The sequence below is a fragment of the Paenibacillus sp. MT124 genome, from assembly GCF_058792755.1.
The window spans coordinates 3,599,248-3,618,629 of record NZ_CM179500.1; the positions used below are offsets into that span (position 1 = coordinate 3,599,248).

At 46.6% G+C, this 19,382-nt stretch carries 17 protein-coding genes; 5 read left to right on the forward strand and 12 right to left on the reverse strand.

What is annotated here, in order from left to right; genetic code table 11:
- Positions 1-873, forward strand: a complete 873-nt coding sequence (locus tag AC3RCI_RS16320; protein WP_336781754.1) for an AraC family transcriptional regulator — start codon at positions 1-3, stop codon at positions 871-873.
- A gap of 177 nt (positions 874-1,050) precedes the next feature.
- On the opposite strand, the gene AC3RCI_RS16325 is transcribed toward AC3RCI_RS16320, so the two are convergent.
- From AC3RCI_RS16325 to AC3RCI_RS16335, 3 genes are all read right to left on the reverse strand, one after another.
- Positions 1,051-1,509: a DUF3888 domain-containing protein gene (locus AC3RCI_RS16325; protein WP_492525507.1), complete on the reverse strand. Its 459-nt coding sequence runs from the start codon at positions 1,507-1,509 to the stop codon at positions 1,051-1,053.
- Positions 1,510-1,551: 42 nt separating this feature from the next.
- On the reverse strand, positions 1,552-1,788 hold the full coding sequence (locus tag AC3RCI_RS16330) for an XRE family transcriptional regulator (RefSeq protein ID WP_336781756.1): 237 nt from the start codon (positions 1,786-1,788) through the stop codon (positions 1,552-1,554).
- A gap of 319 nt (positions 1,789-2,107) precedes the next feature.
- Positions 2,108-2,785: a hypothetical protein gene (locus AC3RCI_RS16335; protein ID WP_492525509.1), complete on the reverse strand. Its 678-nt coding sequence runs from the start codon at positions 2,783-2,785 to the stop codon at positions 2,108-2,110.
- A 279-nt stretch (positions 2,786-3,064) separates the two neighbouring features.
- On the opposite strand from AC3RCI_RS16335, the gene AC3RCI_RS16340 reads away from it, so the two are divergent.
- The 3 genes from AC3RCI_RS16340 to AC3RCI_RS16350 are packed head-to-tail and all read left to right on the forward strand — an operon-like array spanning position 3,065 to position 6,335.
- Positions 3,065-3,739 carry a response regulator transcription factor gene (locus tag AC3RCI_RS16340; protein WP_492473190.1) on the forward strand — a complete coding sequence of 225 codons (675 nt, stop codon included), beginning with the start codon at positions 3,065-3,067 and terminating at the stop codon, positions 3,737-3,739.
- Positions 3,724-4,821, forward strand: coding sequence for a HAMP domain-containing sensor histidine kinase (locus AC3RCI_RS16345; protein ID WP_492525511.1), 1,098 nt, complete (start codon positions 3,724-3,726; stop codon positions 4,819-4,821). Before AC3RCI_RS16340 ends, AC3RCI_RS16345 begins: the two co-directional genes overlap by 16 nt.
- Positions 4,822-4,877: 56 nt before the next feature.
- Entirely contained in the window at positions 4,878-6,335 is a 1,458-nt protein-coding gene (locus AC3RCI_RS16350; protein WP_492525513.1) for a serine hydrolase domain-containing protein, read from the forward strand.
- 304 nt (positions 6,336-6,639) lie between these two features.
- Here AC3RCI_RS16350 and AC3RCI_RS16355 read toward each other — a convergent pair whose 3' ends face one another.
- The 7 genes from AC3RCI_RS16355 to AC3RCI_RS16385 form a co-directional block, all read right to left on the reverse strand.
- Positions 6,640-7,743, reverse strand: coding sequence for a peptidylprolyl isomerase (locus tag AC3RCI_RS16355; protein WP_492525514.1), 1,104 nt, complete (start codon positions 7,741-7,743; stop codon positions 6,640-6,642).
- A gap of 267 nt (positions 7,744-8,010) precedes the next feature.
- A protein-coding gene (locus tag AC3RCI_RS16360) for an IS3 family transposase (protein WP_492525466.1) occupies positions 8,011-9,173 on the reverse strand; the annotation gives its coding sequence in 2 pieces (ribosomal slippage) (positions 8,011-8,909 and positions 8,909-9,173; 1,164 coding nt in all).
- A 210-nt stretch (positions 9,174-9,383) separates the two neighbouring features.
- Complete coding sequence (locus AC3RCI_RS16365) at positions 9,384-10,103, reverse strand: GntR family transcriptional regulator (protein ID WP_492525516.1); 720 nt, start codon at positions 10,101-10,103, stop codon at positions 9,384-9,386.
- Between the two features lie 9 nt (positions 10,104-10,112).
- Positions 10,113-11,126 carry a sugar kinase gene (locus AC3RCI_RS16370; RefSeq protein WP_492525518.1) on the reverse strand — a complete coding sequence of 338 codons (1,014 nt, stop codon included), beginning with the start codon at positions 11,124-11,126 and terminating at the stop codon, positions 10,113-10,115.
- Positions 11,119-11,874 carry a 2-dehydro-3-deoxy-phosphogluconate aldolase gene (gene dagF / locus AC3RCI_RS16375; protein ID WP_492525520.1) on the reverse strand — a complete coding sequence of 252 codons (756 nt, stop codon included), beginning with the start codon at positions 11,872-11,874 and terminating at the stop codon, positions 11,119-11,121. The genes AC3RCI_RS16370 and dagF overlap by 8 nt, the downstream gene beginning before the upstream one ends.
- Positions 11,871-12,980 (reverse strand): DgaE family pyridoxal phosphate-dependent ammonia lyase, encoded by a 1,110-nt coding sequence (locus AC3RCI_RS16380; RefSeq protein WP_492525522.1) that lies wholly within the window; start codon positions 12,978-12,980, stop codon positions 11,871-11,873. Before AC3RCI_RS16380 ends, dagF begins: the two co-directional genes overlap by 4 nt.
- A complete protein-coding gene (locus AC3RCI_RS16385) occupies positions 12,958-14,061 on the reverse strand; it encodes an amidohydrolase/deacetylase family metallohydrolase (RefSeq protein ID WP_492525524.1) in 1,104 nt (367 codons plus the stop codon). The genes AC3RCI_RS16380 and AC3RCI_RS16385 overlap by 23 nt, the downstream gene beginning before the upstream one ends.
- Positions 14,062-14,289: 228 nt before the next feature.
- Between AC3RCI_RS16385 and AC3RCI_RS16390 the strand changes: the two genes are divergently transcribed.
- Positions 14,290-16,626, forward strand: coding sequence for a helix-turn-helix domain-containing protein (locus AC3RCI_RS16390; RefSeq protein WP_492525526.1), 2,337 nt, complete (start codon positions 14,290-14,292; stop codon positions 16,624-16,626).
- Positions 16,627-16,684: 58 nt separating this feature from the next.
- Here AC3RCI_RS16390 and AC3RCI_RS16395 read toward each other — a convergent pair whose 3' ends face one another.
- Both AC3RCI_RS16395 and AC3RCI_RS16400 read right to left on the reverse strand, forming a co-directional pair.
- A complete protein-coding gene (locus AC3RCI_RS16395) occupies positions 16,685-17,701 on the reverse strand; it encodes a glycoside hydrolase family 130 protein (RefSeq protein WP_492525528.1) in 1,017 nt (338 codons plus the stop codon).
- 52 nt (positions 17,702-17,753) lie between these two features.
- A complete protein-coding gene (locus tag AC3RCI_RS16400) occupies positions 17,754-19,364 on the reverse strand; it encodes an extracellular solute-binding protein (RefSeq protein WP_492525530.1) in 1,611 nt (536 codons plus the stop codon).
- Positions 19,365-19,382: the final 18 nt, after the last annotated feature.

Here is a 19,382-nt window from a genome sequence, read left to right on the forward strand (position 1 = left end):
ATGGTCCATACGGTCTCTTATGCTTTTCGTAACGACGATACATCAATCATGACACTGGACTCTATAGGATGGCAGATCGTCTCCAGCGAGCAATATCGCTGTCCAAGTGACGATAGACCGGACCCCGGGCACGTTGTTTTTCAATACACCCTTAATGGACAGGGCTATCTGGATATTGATAATCAAACCCTTCCCTTACCGAAGGGACATGCCCTGCTCGTTAAAATCTCTGGAGAGCATTGCTATTACTATAAACAGGAGAATAATGAACCTTGGGAATTTATCTGGATAAACATTCGGGGGGATGAAGCGAACCGAATCTGGGATATGATTCATGATAATGAAGGTCATGTCATTCAACGAAACGCGGATTCTCCCTTGATTCAGGAGTTATGGCAAATCATTCATTTGATTCATCAAGAGAAAGTAACGGACAAGTATCGTTTGTCCATGCAAGTCTATCAGTGGTTGCTTATCTTGGTTCAGACGAGTCGGGATGCGGAGAGGGATATCGGCGTTCTATCGATCACCACGATTGAGAAATGCAAAAAGTTCATTCGGGAGAATTATGCTTCCCCGTTGACGCTGGATGAGCTGGCCAGCCATTGTGATATCAATAAGCATTACTTGTGCAGATTATTTCAAAAATCGGAGAAAACTTCACCGCTAGCCTATCTAAAGGACCGACGGATTGAGGTTGCAATCCGACTTCTCCGCACGACTGAGCTTCCGATTTCCCAAATTGGCCAACAATGCGGATTTGAGAGTCCCAGCTATTTTGGCAAAGTTTTTCGGCAATATATGTCCATGTCACCCAAAGAATATCGCTTGAATAAGTTAGCGTTTCCTTACGAGGCCATCTATTATGAGTAGCCAAACTCCCAAGTCGGCTAACACTGCATTCCAGTATTCTTTATCCGTATCTGTAATGATCTATGAACTGGGCATGGATTGCTAGAGCAATCACATTTTCAGGAATATTTTTGGTAACCAACGATCCTGAACTAATATTAGTCAATAAGAAACTCAACTTCTTGTTAAACGAGTATTTCAGTTATTTAAAGCGCAAAAATTTACATTTGTCTGAATGCTGCTGTTGGAATAACCCACATTCCTCCTATGTGGTGGAAGCTCGTAGTTCTTGATTTGTTGATACGCAATGACTTTAACCTCGCCGGAATTGTCTATATGGAATGTAATCAGATCTTGACCTACACTTAAGTGAGGACCAACGTACGGTTCAACCGTCACGTGGGCAATAATGTGTGACTCATGGTATTCTAACTTTAGGTCATTCCCACCTAGAAAAGGAGCAAGCATAGGCTTCTCTTTCAATCGATTTTTATAAAAAAGGGTTAGTTGTTCTTCTATTTTTGGACTTAAAAGAGTTAGAATCAGTCTTTGGTTCTTACCATTTGTATCCGATTCAGCATAGGTTTTGGTGGGTTCCAATATAAGGGCTAGACAGAGAAGCGATACAAGTAATCTTCTTTTCACTCTTCCAAACAAGGACTTCACCTCCGGTTAGAGATAGCGCACTCCAACATTTCTTCAATCTTCTCCCTTTACTTCGAAATCACTCGGAATTAATTCATACAATGCACGAACGTCACAACCGATAGAGTCGGCGATCGATATGGCAATTTTAAGCGGCATTACTCTTTTGTTTTCCATAAAGTCGTAAACTCGTTCCGGTTTAAAAAGCAATTCCTTTGCCAGCCACTCTGCTGACTTTCCGGCTTCCACCAAGCGTTCATTCAGTAAGCAGCGCCCTAGTTCGAATTTCAAGTAACGATAACCTCCTGTGTAACATTATATTTTAACCTTATGCGTCCGTTTATCAGCATGGGTCTTTCCTTACTAGTGGCTCCACATTGAGCCCGACCGATACAGTCCAAATTAAAATCAATGAAACAACCTGTTTAAACAAAGAGCACCCCCATCTTTTTTGTAGTATTGTACCCTTCGGTGAATTCAACTATCCCGTTCGTTCGCATATTGAATTTTGTTATTCTGTCACAACTAAAAAATGTCTAATGAACGAGTTAATCACTCATTCATTAGACACTTCACTTTTCTCCTGGCTACATATCAGCTTTATAACGTATTAATGGGAACTATATCGCCTCTGTGAATCTAAAGCTTTTGAAGTGGTGATCCAGATGGACACCATGAGGATCAGTTCAAATATATTGGTTACAGCTGTGCTTGCTACAGGTATTTGGATCGCTTGACCTACAAACAATAGCAAGGTTCCAACAAACAGCCATAGCCATTTTTGTTTTACTAGAACGATTATACCTATTAACAACAGCAGAAAACCAACGATAATCACCATGAATGGTGGACCTGCAAGACTTTCTGACGTATACCTCAAAACCCCATACTCTTCCATGGGTATAAGACTTTTCACTTCCTGTAAGGTTGAACTTATTTGGTAAATGATAAGGCCAACTGTTATTACCCACGCAGCAATATGTGTAATGATGTGTTTTGAAAACTTGACTTGCGAGCTGCGCAGGATGTAGAAGCCTACAAGTACCAACGTGGGTGTAGCGAAGGCATGAAGCCAAAATCGAACACTGCTAAGTCCCATGAGCAGCTCTCCTTCTCCTATGAAGCGACCTGCTGCAATAATTCCGTTATCGTACGCGAGACTGAACAATACAAAAATCTGGAAGATAGCGTAATTCAGCCATTGTCTTTTCCCAGATAATTGAGCAGCAATCCTGATAACAAGAAACAAATAAATTAGTGCCAGTGCCGAATAAATGACAAGATCCAAAAAGGTTCACCTTCCCTTATACTTTTTTGTGTAGCAGCTTACATTTTATCAGAATAGTCTATTCCCCCGTTATTAACCTGCATATCAACATTCTTATTCAAATAAGTTAAATAGCCTCCCCTTTATATAAGCTATGGTAAAAGTTACATCCAGTATGACTTTGTATTTAGGGTTCTTTTTAAGATGATCCGTGTAGCGCCCACTATTAGATGGAGATTTTATTATGTATAGTTTTTTGCTATGCTGATTTAAAAATGGTTAACGGGAGACTGAGCATTGATGCATAAAATACTAATCGTGGATGATGAAGCCGATCTTCGAAAGCTGCTGACCGATTATTTCGAAATCAATGGATATCATGTCCTAACGGCCAAGGATAGCAGAGAAGCGCTGCGGAAAGTCGAACAACAGCCCGACCTTGTTTTGCTAGATATCAACATGCCTGAACAGAACGGGCTTCAATTATGCGAGCAAATCCGTAATTTCGTCTCGTGCCCCATCTTATTTTTAACAGCTCGGATCGAAGATGCAGATAAAATAGCCGGGTTTCGGGCCGGAGGTGACGACTACATCCTGAAACCTTTCAGCATTCACGAACTGGGTGCCCGGGTTGAAGCTCATTTGCGCAGGGAACAGCGTATCCACACCAAATCCTCGGTGAGATTTAATGAGGATATAGTTATTGACTATACAGCACGGGTGGTCTACTACCAGGATAAGCAAATCCCACTGGCCAAAAAAGAGTTCGAGATCATCGAGTTGCTGTCTACACATCCCAATATCGTGTTCGAAAAGGAACGCATGTACGAAAAAATTTGGGGTTGGGATAACCAAGGTGATAGTAATGTAATCGCGGAACATATCCGGCGAATTCGTTCTAAATTAAAAGAATACGGATGCGATGACCGAATCGAGACCGTTTGGGGAGTAGGATACAAATGGCCAAGCACATGAATGAACGGCTATTCAAGCGCCTTACCTTGCGGCAATCTTTTATTTTACTATCTGTAGCCACAGTTATTGCTGTGCTCGCCGTCGTAACTATGGAGTTCGCCTGGGCGGAGAAGCTGCGGCAGCGTTTCGGAGAATCAGATTGGATTCTGCCCTCCCTCGTTGCGATGGTTATGCTTACCGTGGCAGCCGGAATTGTTATCATGGCCATCCTGTTTTACAGATGGAAACTAAAACGTCCGCTGGAGATACTCAAACAAGCTTCGGAGAAAATTTCGGCCAACGATCTAAATTTCCGCATCTCCTACGACAGCCAGGACGAGATGGGCGAGCTAATCGAAGCATTTGAACACATGCGCTCAACATTAGAGAAAAACGTAAGGACACTCTGGCGATCGGTTGAGGAACGCAAGAAACTGAATGCCATTTTTACTCATGATCTGAGAACACCGCTTTCAGTTTTAAAAGGAAACACCGAGTTACTTGCAGCCTATCTGCCGGAAAAGAAATTGTCTGAGGAAAAGGCGCTGGAACTGATCCACACCATGAATCTTCACATCGTGCGTCTCGAGAGCTATGCGGAGGCCATGAACTCGATTCAGAAACTAGAAGATGTTCCCGTACGCCGTCAGTCGATGGATATAATCACGCTTACGACGCTGCTGAACGACAGTGCCAAACAAATGGCAAAGCAATCCGGCAAAACCTTCGTCGCCTCCATGGAATATGATCATGCCCAAATCAATGTGGACCCTTATATCGTCATGCAAATTTTCGAGAATATGGTGGCTAACGGAATTCGATATGCTGCCAGCCAAGTGAATGTTCACTATGACATCCAGAAAAGCTATTTGATAATTAACGTCACAGACGATGGACAAGGCTTCTCAAAAGATGCCCTAGGCAAAGCTGTCCTGCCTTTTTACCGGGGCGAAGTGTGGGATGCAACCGAACATCGTGGGCTGGGCCTATACGTTTGTAAAGTGTTTTGCGACAACCATGATGGAAGCCTGTTGATTGAAAATGGACCTCATGGCGGTGGAAGCGTCACGGCAAGTATTGGGATCGAGTTGATAAATAGTTGAAAATATTCTGATAGCATTTCCTTATCATGAATGATGGGAGTGCTATGATGCTAAAAATGAAAAAAAGAATGTTTATTACAATCGCCTGTTCACTGTTGTTATGTTCAGTCTGGCAAAGCCCGGTTTCAGCCACAGAAGTCCGTGACAAATCGGAAATCCTGCAAGACATCGACGAATATATGCATCGGAGTATGAAAGCCAATCACATCCAGGCTGCCTCACTGTCCATTGTTAAAGAAGATGAAGTATTTTATGCAAAAGGCTACGGAACATTTGAAGATGGCCAAAAGGTTACGGGCGGCACTCATTTCCCCATTGCTTCGCTAAGCAAGTCTTTTACCGCACTCGCCATACTGCAGTTAGCGGACAACGGCCAGATTGACCTGGATGCGGCTTACGATTATTATTTTCCAATGCATTCTGTACGGGATCCCCGCGTTCACAACATCACGATTCGCCAACTGTTGAATCAGACTAGCGGTCTCAATGACAAAGTAAATCCAGATATGACGAGGAAACCGCAATTTCAAACACTGCATGAAGTAAACCAGCTATTAAAGGAGGTCCAGCTTGCCCATAGCCCTGGAACAGCCTACAGCTATCATAATCCCAATTACGTGCTGCTGGCGAACCTCGTGGAAAATGTGAGCGGAGAGCGGTTTTCAGATTATCTGAATAACCACATTTTTAAGCCGCTAGGTATGAACCATACCCTTAGTGTCAGTACAACGCAGCAATTTTATGGAAATGAAGCTATTCCGCTAGGACATTACTTGAGTTTGGGACGGGCGGTAGGACAGAAGGAACCGATATGGTTTATTGAAGGCCCGGCAGGCATCGTTTCAACCGCCGAGGACATGTCCCGATGGATGCTTGCTCAATATCAAGGACAGCTACTCTCTCCTACCCTAAAGAAACAATATCACGCAGCGGGGACCATTGGTTCCTACGGCATGGGCTGGCTTGCTGACCAAGAAGAATCTCACGGCCGAATCATCTCGCACAGCGGCATTTTCTGGACATACAAGTCAGAAGAAAAGATTTATTTGGACGAGGAGATGGGCATTGCGGTAATGTTCAACTCCGGGTTAAACGCTTCTGTGAATTACTCGACTTTTATTGATGACATCGCGAAGATCATGAGAGGGGAAAAGCCTGAAACCTCATTTGTGAATGGTCGAAACGTGGAAATGATTATGATTGCGCTACTCATCGCTACGCTTGTATGGGGCATATATGCCTACTTTCACATCTGCCTTAGAAAGAAACGCCTGACGACCAGCAAAATAATTCTGATAACGATTGGAAGGCTGACCCCGATCCTCATTCTTTTGACCCTTTCCCCATTGATGACGTTTATCGGTGGAGGACGTGTGCTACCTTGGTTTGGTATCTGGACTACGCTGTCGACTCCAATCATCTGGCTTGTTGTATGGTCCATCGTCAATGTTGTGCATTTGTCTTGCTATTATTACGTCTATGTACAGTATAAGAAGAACAGTCGGTTGAATTAACATCCGTTCATATGACTTCAATCGATAATATCAGGCATCCTGTCCAATTGTTAAACAAAAGCAGCCGATTTGATTGGCTGCTCCTCTGGTTTATTGAGCTACATCTCCCTTTAGTTTAAGGAGCTAGAACTCCCCATGATTCATTGTAATGTTACGAATAAGGAATCCCCTTCTCAATTAGTGCAGCACGCTCTTACGCTTTAATCTTTATCAAGTCACAAACAAGAAAAACAGCTGACAAATTCGACTGTAAGGTTCGAGTTTGTCAGCTGCTTCCTTGTTCCTATTCCATCTGTCGTTCCTATTATTCCTTGGCAGAGGATTCTGTATCCGTAGTCGAAGCTGCAGCAGCATCCGAGCTTTCATCCGCTGGCTCAAGTGTATTAACAATCGTAGCCTTGGAGCGCAATTCACTCATCCAATTGGTACTAAGTTCACCGACCTGTTGGTCAACCAGTATATTACGAATATCTTCCTTTTTGTCTTCCTCAGTCGGATTGGTTGCCTCTTTATAATCTGTCCTCTTGATAATGTGGTAACCATAATCGGACTTAATGGGTTCGCTAATCTCATCGTTTTTCATGGAGAAGGCTGCTTTCTCAAATGCTTCTACCATCTCACCTTCTCCGAAAAATCCAAGATCCCCGCCATTCGCTGCAGAGCCTGTATCTGTGGATTTTTCTTTTGCCAGGGTTGCAAAGTCTGCTCCCTCATCCAGTTGTTTTTTGATATCATCCGCTTCTTCTTTTGTCTTCACAAGGATATGAGATGCTCTCACCTGCTCCGGTGTGGAGAATGTTGCTTTGTTCTCCTTATAATAGGCACTGATATCTTCATCTTTTACAGTGGTTTGTGGTTCAAGAATTTTACGGATTTTCACTTGGACTTCCGTATTTTTCTTGAGTGAATCCATGGTCATGCCAGATTGGGAAAGAGCCGTGTTAAGCCCCTCTTCACCGCCATATTGGGTTTTTAGCGTCTCAATCTCGGCATTCACATCCTGTTCAGTAACAGAGACGTTAGCTTTTGCAGCTTCCTGGTCAATCAACTTCATTGTAATCATGCTGTTTAGTGTGCTCTCGCCACCAAGTGAAACCAATTCATTATACAGCTCATCCTTAGAAATGTCCGACCCATTGACCGAAGCCACAGACTCCCTGCCCCCCCCAAACGGTGGATATACAAGTACAACGATAAGTGCTGCAGCTAAAACTCCCGAGATTGCCATCCAGACCACACTGTTTTTCCCTTTAACCACTTGTGGTTGCACTTCGGATGAATGCTGTTGATTCTCCTCTTCTTGCATTTCGGGCACCGTAGTTGTTTCTTGCTGTGTTTCTCGCTCTTCGGTTAAAGAGTCTTTCATTTCTTCTTCATTGTCAGGTTGCGACGGCTTGTTGTTGTCCATTAAATTATGATCCCCCTTAGGTCTTTTCCTAAATCTACTTTTTAATTAAATATAATGTATTCGGAAAATAATACCTTAAAATAACATAAAAATTCTTAAATTCTTATTCATTTGATTCATCTATATGAGTTCCCAATCTATTTGATTTGATTAGATAAACCCGGTAATTTTATATCCAGACAATACATTTTTTTTGTTAACCAATCAACAAAAAGCCGCTATATTGGTCATAACCCTGTCAAGTAGACAGTTCTAAAAAGACAAAATTTAAGCTGCGGCCGTTTCCCGGTATTCTACCGGGGAACGGTCGTTTAGTTTTTTCTGAAATCGGTTTTGGTTGTAAAACAGTATGTATTCACTCACTTGCTGCTCAACCTCTGCTTTGTTTGCCGCCTTATTCAAGTATATTTTCTCGGTCTTTAAATGAGAGAAAAAAGACTCAATACAAGCATTATCTAAGCAATTTCCACGCCTGGAATGACTGCCTAGCATGCCGAGCTGGTTCAGTTTACGGTTAAAGGGCTTCGAAGTATATTGAAATCCTTGATCCGAGTGTAGGATTACACCACTCAGATCCACGTGCTGACGGAGTCTATCCAGCGTTTCATGAACCAAAGCAAGGTCATTTCGTTCAGAAAGATGCCACGCTACAATCTCGTTATTGTATAAATCCTGAATAACAGAGAGATACACAAAGTGTTCTCCAGCACGAATATAGGTAATGTCCGTAACCAGCTTCGTTCGTGGTGTATCCGCCCGAAACTGACGCTCCAGCCGATTCGGGTTCACCACAGAGGCTTGTTTTCCAAAGAATCGACGCTTTTTTCGAATGACAGAACAGATGCCTAATTGTTTCATTAATCGGTACACCTTTTTGTGGTTGACTCGAAGGCCTTCCCGTCGTAAAGCTACGGTCATTCGAAGATAGCCAAAGTAAGGATGCACGCGATGGATGGCAAGCAAATGGGATTCTAGTTCATGTTCCTTATGTCTACGCTCTTTTGCTGCTGTTATGCTTTTTCTCCACTTGTAATAACCCGAGCGGGAAACCGCAGCTAACTTCAAGAGCCGAGCCAGACCATGGCGTGCTCTCAGGTCCTCAATGATTTGAAATCTGGCTGCTTTACTCGTCACTCCTTGTGTAGATTTGGATACTGCTTTTTTAAGTATTCAATTTCCGCCCGCAAATACGCCATCTCTTCTTCCATACTGGAAAACTTGGTTCTAGGGCGTCCCCGTTTGGGTGTAGCAGGTTCTAGACTCATTCCCTGTTTAGCTTTGGCTGCCCACACTTGTACCTGAGATTTATTTTGAATATCTAAACGTGTCGCTACTTCACGTATACTCATATGTTCTTCGTTGACCAGCCGAACTGCCTCCAATTTCAAATCCAAAGAGTACCGCCGGAATGTTTGACCTTTTTTAGCCATGAAAAAATCCCCTTCGTTTACATGATTAAGTTCATCTTAACAGATGTCTTTTTTCTCATGTCTACTAAAAGGGGATAATACCATATTAGCGGCTTTAATGGGAGTATGTTGTTACACCTTTCAAACATCTAAAATTCCTGCTGCGAAAGCGACAGTCTGATGATAAGGATACCGTCCTAATTAAATAACCACCCGTTCCCAGGGCTTAATTTAGGTGTCATAACTGACCAGATAATGATGAAGCTCTGTATTATAGCAGCCGATACTGTGCTCTATTAGCCTTCCTTCCCCGTCATAGGAGTTACGTAGGCGTTTGAGCACATGCATCCCCGCGGGGATCTCCAGCAGCTGGCACACCTCTGGAGGTGCTGGCTCTACAAAGAAACGGTCCCTGAAGTTTTCCAGCATAATGTCGTTCTCCTCCAGTGAGTCGTACAGCGATTGAATGTCTGTATTTATTTCTTGTGTACCGACCGGCAGGGCAGCAGCAGCCAGGAAGTGTATGAGATGAATATAAGGCTGACCGTTCAGAATGTAGAGCCTCTCCATCCGCTGGCAATACGGACCGAAGCGGTTATATTCCTCCGTCCCTTCATCATTGGTGACTAATTGAGAGTTCAGCACTCTCTTTTCCAGTTTATGACCCTCTTCTACGAGCAGCTCCGTAAACCGCTTTCCCTTAGAGAGCTTCTGATGGGAGGTATTGCGCATCACAATCGTGCCAACACCACTTTTTTTCTGCACATATCCCTCTTGAGACAGCTCTTGGACCGCACCGCGAACCGTCATTTTACTGACGCCGAATTCCTTCTCCAGCTGTGGCTCAGAGGGGATGATGCTTCCGAGAGGATATATCCCATGGAGTATTCGGTCTTTGAGAATTTTTTGAATTTGCTGATATAAAGGACCTTGCTTGCGCTTCAAGGACACTGCTGTTCACTACCTTTCAACATCTAAGGTATGGTCTGACAGCGCCCGGAGCACCTCACTCTCGCTAAAAAGCGCTGTATCGCCTGGAGTGGTATGGGCCATCATCGCTGCCGCCACTGCCATATTAATCGTTTGCTGCTGCGGGTATTGCTGCAATTCCCCATGGATAATGGTGCTGGCAAATACATCGCCGGCTCCGATTCGGTCATATACCGGGAAGGTCAGTTTGCCGGAAAACACAAACGTACCTTCATGACAGATATAACCTGTAAGGGAATGCGTGTTGTCAGCGTTAATCTCTCGTTGCGTTCCCGCTGCCGTTCTGATGCCAAAGCGCTCCACAACTTCGGGAATCACTTGCATTAACTGTGTTATTCTATCATAATCTCCAGCACCAATGCCAAGAATATAGCGCGCATCCTTCTCATTGATCAATGCTATGTCCGCAAGTTCGAGCAGTTCTTCATAGTGTGGACGAGCTTTGGTATAGCCATCTGTTCCCCATAGCGCAGGACGGTAATTGCAATCAAAAACAACCTTTCCCCCAGCCCGCTTCACTTCTACAGCAAGTTGTTTCATCTGCTCGCGAACGCCTTCATTCATTGCCAGCGTAATGCCGCATAAATGAAGAACGTCGACTTTGGCTGCAAGAGCCGGCATGTCATAGTTACTCGCCGCCGCGGTATTGAAACTGCTGCCCAGCCTGTCTGTATAAGTGACTCTGCCGGGACGGGCTCCAAAGCCATTCTCCAGAAAGTACATTCCCAGATACTTGCCGCCACGGCTGATCAGTGAAGTATCTACTCCAAGCTTGCGCAGATAAGCTATTGCTGCTTCGCCCACGGGCGTTTCCGGCAAGGTTGTTATAAGCGCACCGGTATGACCATATTTAGCCAGTGCTGCCGTTACATTGACCCCGCTGCCAGAGAAAGAATATTCCAGCCTGCTGCTCTGAATCAGCGTTTCATAGCCCGGAACCTGCAAACGCATCATCACTTCACCAAAAGCAGCGATCCTAGGCATACCGGTCCACCAGTGATTTCATCATATTGAGAAGTCTGCGAACATCCTCCACGTTTGTATTCCCCGTCTCTGGATCGATAATAGAGGAATAGACATGCGGGATAACCTGGGGCACACCTGCCTCTAACGCAATCTCCAGTATGGCTTCAAAGTTATTCAGATCGATTCCACCCGTAGGTTCCAGTGCAAACCCGGCTTCTCCGCAGGCCTTGGCAACGGCTCGGTACTCCTCCTCCAGCTTCATACCCTGCATGGGATAATATTTGAGCGCATTGCCACCCATGTCACGAACCAGTGCAATCGCAGCTTGAACCGGAACAATCGCATGCGGAGTGGCCCCTGAACTGACAGGCCCCGTTGATATATCTACATAGCCGGGTTGCCCGCATGGAGAAACCAGGCTGTTAATCCAACTGTCCTTAGCTCCCAAGTTCGCACGGGTTGCCCCCACTGCCGGGAACACCTGGTTGATATGGCTTCCCGGATAACTTGCTGCAATCTCCGCCACAACAGCCGCCTGGCGATTGTCTCCGGCTCCGAGCCCGATGGATACGGCATCTTGAATAGCCTGACCATATGCAGTCATGGCAATTGCCGCTTCCTCCGCCGCATCGTAGTTTTTGGAGAGCACACCTATCAGTACATATCCTTCTGCAGCTTCGAATACTTCCTGAGCGTTCCCGATACTGCCAGCCAGTACATTAAGTGCGACCCTGTTCTTATACAGTCGCTGCTGAATATGACTCATGTACGCTCACCTCCCACGATTTCTTGTATTCTTGTGATAATCACCTGTAGATCATCACCTTGCAGCGGCCTTGGATCAATATCGAAATAACCTTGCTTAACGCCATAGTCTCGGGTATATACCGCAATTTCACCTTCACGCAGCTGATCATTCACATCCTTCGCATCCATTCCTGCAACATTGGAATCAACCTGGATGCGTCCACGGTAGATCGCTCTGCCCGCTTCATCTTGTACGATGCGAACTGAAACCCCATGAATCTCAGCCAGCAGCTCAAGATCCTCCAGCGCCTGCTTCTCCCGTTCGCTGTTATCGGCCTTATTCTGGTATTCCTCCAGCGCCTGAAGCAGCCCGAAGGTAGTCTCTTTACCAACCTTCATACTGCGGCCGATCCCGTGCAGCTGTATCTTCAGCCACTCGACGTATTTCTTTTTACCAGCGACAATCCCGGAGGTGGGGCCCTCAATCGCTTTGGATCCGCTGTAAATCGCCAAATCTGAGTACTGGACATATTTGGACAGGTCCTCTTCTGCTGCGGCATCAACAATTAGCGGAACTCCTCTGCGCTGTGCTACCTCCCAGGCCTCTTCTACAGAAATCATGTTCTTTTGGACAGCGTGGTGAGATTTGACATAGAGAATAGCCGCAGTATATTCACCGATGGCCTGTTCAATATGCTCCTGCCGGCCTTCATTGGCGTATCCCACTTCCACAACCCGGCCGCCGCCAAGAAATACCATCGTTTCAACAGGTGCTCCATATTGCACGTTATGCCCTTTTAGCATAATAATTTCGTTTTTCATTATCGGCTCTTGGTGAAGACGAAGACTAAGCCGCGGATCTCCGCCGGTCACCATGGCTGCCACTGACAGGGCTATGCCGCTGGACGCCGAGTTCACAACAGCTGCCCCTTCCGCACCAAGCAGGTGTGCAATATATTCACCCGATTTGTCTACAAGGTCCGCGATTTCCACGTACTGTTGTCCACCTTGTTTCATGGCCTCCATGACCGAATCCGTTGGTGCAGAAACGCCAAGAATGCTCATTCTACCACTGGCATTTATCACACGCTTCAGTCCATATCTAGCTTGTAATGAGTGATCCATTAGCATAGACTCCTTTAACCTTAATATAGTGCTGTGCAATTCGAACAACGCCTTCCGAGTCCTTAAGCTGCTTCTCACCTGCTTCCAGAGCAAACAAAGTCAGGTTCGCCTGCTGTCCCACCCTAATCTGTCCGAGCTCCGGCTTGCCGAGCCATGCTGCTGCGTTGATTGTAACCGCGCGGATGACCTCTTCCAAACTGTAGCCTAGAACGAGAAACTTGGTCAGCACATTGGACATACTGTACACTGGCCCGTTCAGACGGTTGCCGCGGTAAATATCCGTACTGATTGTATTCAGCTCAATGCCGGCCTCTTTGGCCTGTTCTGCAATCCGGAAAGAGAAGCTCGCTGTGCCATGGCCCACATCCAGATGAACTCCACGGGAAGCAGCATCCATCAGTCCTTGTAAGGGTGTGCCGTCCTCATGGAACAGGTTATTGGACTTGCCATTAAGATAATGGGTAATTACATCGCCCGGCTGTAATAGCTCCAATACTTCGGAGATTGCAGGCGGAGCGGAACCAATATGAACCATGAGCGGCAGCTTCGTTTCTTCGGACAATAGGCGTGCCAGCTTGAGCGGTTCAATGCCGTTGTCTTTGACGACACTTCGGCTTATGCGTGCTTTCAGACCAACGATAAAATCAGGATACGCCGTTGCTGCTGCGTGGGCTTTCGCCCGGTCTATCCATTTCAGCTGTGACAGCTCATCTGTCCGTTCAAGCCCGATCCTCGAAATATTTAATAGTGCAAACACCCGCGTCTCAGCCTTCAGGCTGGCAGTGTACAAGGCACCGATCCGATCTGCACCGCAGCTTCCGGCATCCACGAGCGTGGTTACTCCCTGCTTCACACCAATTTCGTCGATATCATCGCCGTAGGGATCAAGCTCCGGCACGGCATGCACATGCAGGTCAATCCATCCGCTAGACACATATAACCCGGAACAGTCTTGACCTCTCTTAGCTTCCCCAGCCTGGCCTGACGGTGTAATTTCAGTGATGATCCCGTCCTGAATGGCGATATCAATGATCCGCCCGTTAACAAGCTGCAAATTGCGCAGCACATTCTCTGTGCCCAATCATCCCATCTCCTTCTTCGACCCAGGTATACAGGCAAAATTCAAAATTGGATTCATTTCATGAAATCTGTACCTCCTTCTATTAAAAATAAACCTGACGTGTTACTTTATTCCAAAGATTATAATGTTATAATGTTTATGCTGACTTAAGTATACTCCAGAACAGAACATAAATTTATATTCCAGAATGACTAATTCGAACTTTTTAAATGCGGGAGGGACAACTATATGGCTAATTCGGCAATCAAGCCATCCTTGCTCAACCAATTCAGACTCAGCTGGAATCATTTCAAATCAAGACTTCTTCTGAAATATGCATTTTCCTACATTCTCATATTTCTCATTCCTCTAACAGGGGTTACTATTTTCGTATATGAAAACGCTGTCAAGGGCCTTCGTGTCGAAATTGAACAATCCAATGTCAATCAGCTGAATCAGGTGAAGAACACCATCGATACTCGTATGAACGAGCTTCAGGAAATAGCCGGACGAATCGCTTATGACAAGTATTTGACCCCATACATGGTGAAGGATCCCTACTACAGCATGGAGGCGATACAGGCCTTGGCGAATTACAAAGCCAGCAGCAACATTGCCGAGGACCTGCTTCTGTATTTCCATAACGACTCCAACATCTATTCTCACCGTGGTCTTGCTGATCTTCATGTTACCTTCGATACTCTCTATCAATTTGAACGCTGGACCCCTGCAGAATTGCGGCAGGACTTAAATGAAATCCGACAACCGCTGGTACGTCCCGCGGAAAATGTAACCATTAATTCCCGGACGGATCCAATGCTTGTCATGCTCGTACCCATTAAACCGAATGACCCCTATCCATATGGAACGGTTGTCTATTTAATGAAAGAATCCAAGCTTACCGGAGTTATGGATTCGATTTTGAGTGACTTCACGGGGAGCAGCTATATATTCGGTCCTACTGGAGAGGTGTTGACCGCAAACAGCCATGGCGTCACCCTTCCCCAGAACGAGCTTGAGAAAATATCCGGACTTGAGCCTGGAATTCATAATCTGAAGCTGGACGGGGAACAACACTCCGTCGTTTCGGTGCAATCGGAAGAAAATGGATGGACCTATGTGACCACGATGCCAAGCTTCCAATTTTTCAGCCGTGTGGCCCATGTTCAGACCCTGATTTTAATTGTCTTTTGTATTACAGTAATCACTGGAATAGCTGCAGCACTGCTGTTGGCCAAACGGCAGTACCATCCGATCAGGGATCTGATGGAATTCGCCAAACTGAAAAGCAGCGGCAAGGATGCTCCCAAGGTTCGTAATGAGTGGGAATGGATCCGGCAGACTCTCCACGATTACAGTGCCAAAATTGATTTACAGAAGCCTTTCGTCCGCAATCAGTGTATGCTGCTGCTGCTTAAGCACGGCAAACCGGATGACCCTGAGATTGAGCAGATGATCTTCAGTACCGGCTTCAGGCATCCTCAGGGAGAAGGCTTCTATTTCTCAGCTATACTGTCCTGGGATGACACCAAGCCGGGCAGCAAGTCCTGGCAGGAACGGCATCTCCTGCAGGAGATCCTCAGCAATGTGTGCTTGCCCACAGCTGGTGCACAGATCTTTGGTGTGGAATTTTCGGTCAAGGACCAATTTGCCTTGATCATTTCACTTCCCGGAGAAGCGGACATGCTGGTCCAGACCCGAATGGAGCTGGTTATTGAAGGCATTCAAACGATCATTCGCGAGCACTCGCAGCTGTCCTTAAGCATCGGTGTCGGTATGGCATACAGCGACCTGAGCCGTCTTAACCAATCGTTTATCGAAGCTGCTGCGGCACTGGAACACCGAATGATCCGTCGCAGCGGACAGGTAACCTACTTTGAGCAGCTTGCAGAGCTGAACCCTTCCGCCACCGAGAATTTCTGGATTCCGCGCAAATCCATGTTGAAGCTGGAGCAGAGTCTGAAACAGGGCAACGAACCCGTAGCCGTCCAGATGATTGCTGATACCATCGAGATGATCAAAGACGAGCCGCTGCAGGTTCATCTGCTGCGCTGCATCTGCTTCGAACTGCTGAACGCTTTTCTGCGCACGGCCTCCGAACTTGGGATGGACAGTGTGTTCGCCAATATGCCGGAATTGACCTCCTTTGAAACGCTGGAAGAGCTGGAGAGCCGCTTGCTCTCTCTGGCCGCTGATATATGCATGCAGGTCGAGCGGAATACGGAGACTAGCGAATCTTCGTTAATGGATGACATTCTGGCATACGTGGACGAGCAGTTCGCAGATTACACACTCAGCCTGGAACATGTGGCGCTTAAGTTTGCCATTTCAACCTCTTATTTGAGCCGGAGTTTCAAAGAAAAGACTGGCAGCAATTTTACACAATATATCTGGCATAAACGTGTGGATGAAGTTATCCGGCTGTTGGAGAACACTAGCGCACCGCTCAAGGAAATTATCGAGCAGGTCGGTTATTTGGATACGCCGAATTTCATCCGCAAGTTCAAAAAAGAAATCGGTCTGACTCCAGGGCAATATCGTAAAGAACATGCTTTGAAGGGGACTGTTGTGAAAAGGCCCATTTAATTCCGGGCTTTCTTCTTCCCCCGCAAAGCACCTGAATCACTAACCAAGTTGGCCCTGCTTACTGCCCTTCCCGAAGAATATGCTCTACCAGTTCATCCAAAGGAACCGTGGCGAGAGCGATCGCTGTATCCGTTACGCCGTAATAGATATAGAGCAGTCCGTCTTTGACCACGTTTCCTGTCGGGAAGATCACATTCGGAATCTGGAATCCAAATTTCTCGTAGTACGTCTCCGGCTCCATAATGAAATGATGGGTCCGGGCAATGATTTTCTCAGGCTGCTCCAAATCCAGCAGCATAGCTCCTACACGGTAGACGATTTCTTCATCAACGCCGTGATAAAGCACCAGCCAGCCCTTGTCGGTCCGGATTGGAGGCGTCGAGCCCCCAATTTTCCGCGATTCCCAGGACAAGTTTCCGGCGGTGGCGAGCAGCTTGGGCTCTTCCCAGTTCACCAGATCCTCGGAGTAGGTAATCCACATGGCCGCCTTATCCGTACCGTAGTCTTCTCCCACATATTCCTCGGGGCGGCGCAGCAGCACGAATTTGCCACCTATTTTTTCAGGAAACAGAATGTTGTCCCGGTCGTTAATATCAAGAGGCGTCGTATCCGCCACAAACTCCCAATCCAGGAGATTATCCGATTTCAGAATGGAGGACCGGGTCAACCAGTGTCCCTCCTCTTCCCCCCATCCGTCCGGATATTCGGGAATAGAGCGCAGGGGGACGCCTGCTCCGGTAGGATAATAGCTCATGGCACAGGGACGCAGGGCATAGTTCAGATAGAAGGTTCCATCAATTTTGACAATACGAGGGTCCTGCACACTGCCATAAGGAAAACCCAGCATATCGGGCGTCACAATGGGCTCATCCTTCACGTGAGTGAAGTTTACGCCGTCATCGCTCTCCAGCAGCCCCAGATAATTCTTGCATGGAGTCAGGGAGCCTGCAGTGCGCTCAATCATGTAAAATTTGCCGTTATCTATGATGACTGCCGGGTTGAAGACCGTAACCTTGCGCCATTCATAGCCGCCCGGGACGACTATGGGATTGTTCGGGTGTCTCGTTATTTGCATGTCTGTTCCTCCTGGGATACATGTTCAAGGGATAGTTTGCGCAGAGGCTTGATTAGTTGGATTTCCAGCGGTCATACGCAGCCTGATTAATTTCAGCCACACGCTCTCCGCCCATTTTCTTAACGGTAGCCACATAATTGTCCCAACTGGTAAGCGGCTCTGCACCGGTGATGAACTTCGCTTCCATCTGCTTCACGTAAGTGCTCAAATCCGAATTCAGGTTGCTGATTTCCGTCTGCTCTTCCACGGTCAGGAACAGTGTTGGGAACGGAATACGAGCGCCTTTATCGAGAAGTTTATGTTTAGTTTCCTCCTCTACCCAGAGATCAAAGTCTGTCTTCAGCCCTTTACTAATGTCATCCATGGACAGGGTCGGAGCAGGAATACCGTAGTTAGGTGTCAGAGTGGCCCGATAATCTTCCATTTCCTTTCCGTCCGGTACAGGCAAGTATTTCTTGACCCGGTTCTCTTTGTCTGTGTATTCCCAGAGAATGCCCTCTGGCCCTTTGTTGAAGAACATGGCACCTTCGTAGGAATAGAGATAATCCACCCAACGCATGGAGGCTTCCGGCGCCGGGTTGCTCTCTGTAATAGCAAAGGCACCCGTTGTAATGCCTCTATTCTTCGCAATCGCCGGAGCAGCAACCGATTCGCTGCGGACCGGTGCAAACATCGGATCTGCCGTCGAAGGCTCTCCGCCTTTGGACATGTAGGCATGCCAGTCGGAGAAGAGGGCGACCTGATTGTTCTGTGCCTTGGCCTTCTTTTGCTCCGCCGTCTGCGAGAAGCTCTCATGATCCAACAGCTCTTCGGACCACAGACGATTCATATAGGTTAAATATTCCTTATATCCTTCTTCAAGCGGTGTATAGTGCACCTTATCGTTATCGTCCACGTATACCTCTTCTTCATAAATACCGAAGGCGCCAAGCAGCCAGGTACGGATATCACGGAGGTTGGCAGCAGGTGTTGTTACCGAGGATATCGGAATTTCATCGGCGATACCGTTGCCGTTCGGATCTTCTTCCTTCACACGCTTCAGGTAGGTATACAGCTCTTCTGTCGTTTCGGGAAGCTTGTCAATATTCAATGCTTTCAGGAAGTCCCCGTGGTACCACATTGGGTTACGATACCAATGCTGACTGAGCTCTACTACCGGCAAAGAATAAATATGCCCGTCCGGTGCAGTAATGGATTTGCGGACATCCGGATTCTCATCCAGTAAGGCCTTGAAGTTCGGAGCGTATTCTTCAATCAGATCTTCCAGAGGAACGAGGATACCCTGCTCTCCATAATTCATCTGCTCCGCAGTGGTCAAACCGGCAGCATACAGAATATCCGGGTAATCTCCGCTGGCGAGCACCAGATTCTTCTTGGTCTCGAAGCTGTCCTTCGGTGCATTCCTGTATTCCAGCTTAATGCCCGTCTTCTCCTGCATCTGCTGGAGTACTTTCATGTTCTCCCAGTTCTGAATCCCTACATCCGGCGCCATAAGCGTAAGAGTTACGGATTCATTAACAATCGGGAAACCCTCTTTATTCACAGCAACGGCTCCGGTACTGTTATCTCCTGCTCCTTTGTCAGCATTGCTGCAGCCTGCCAGCAGTGTAAGAACTAGAGCCGAAGATAACAGAAGCTTCCATGGTTTGCGTGTGGTCTGCATGAATAATTCCTCCCTTGT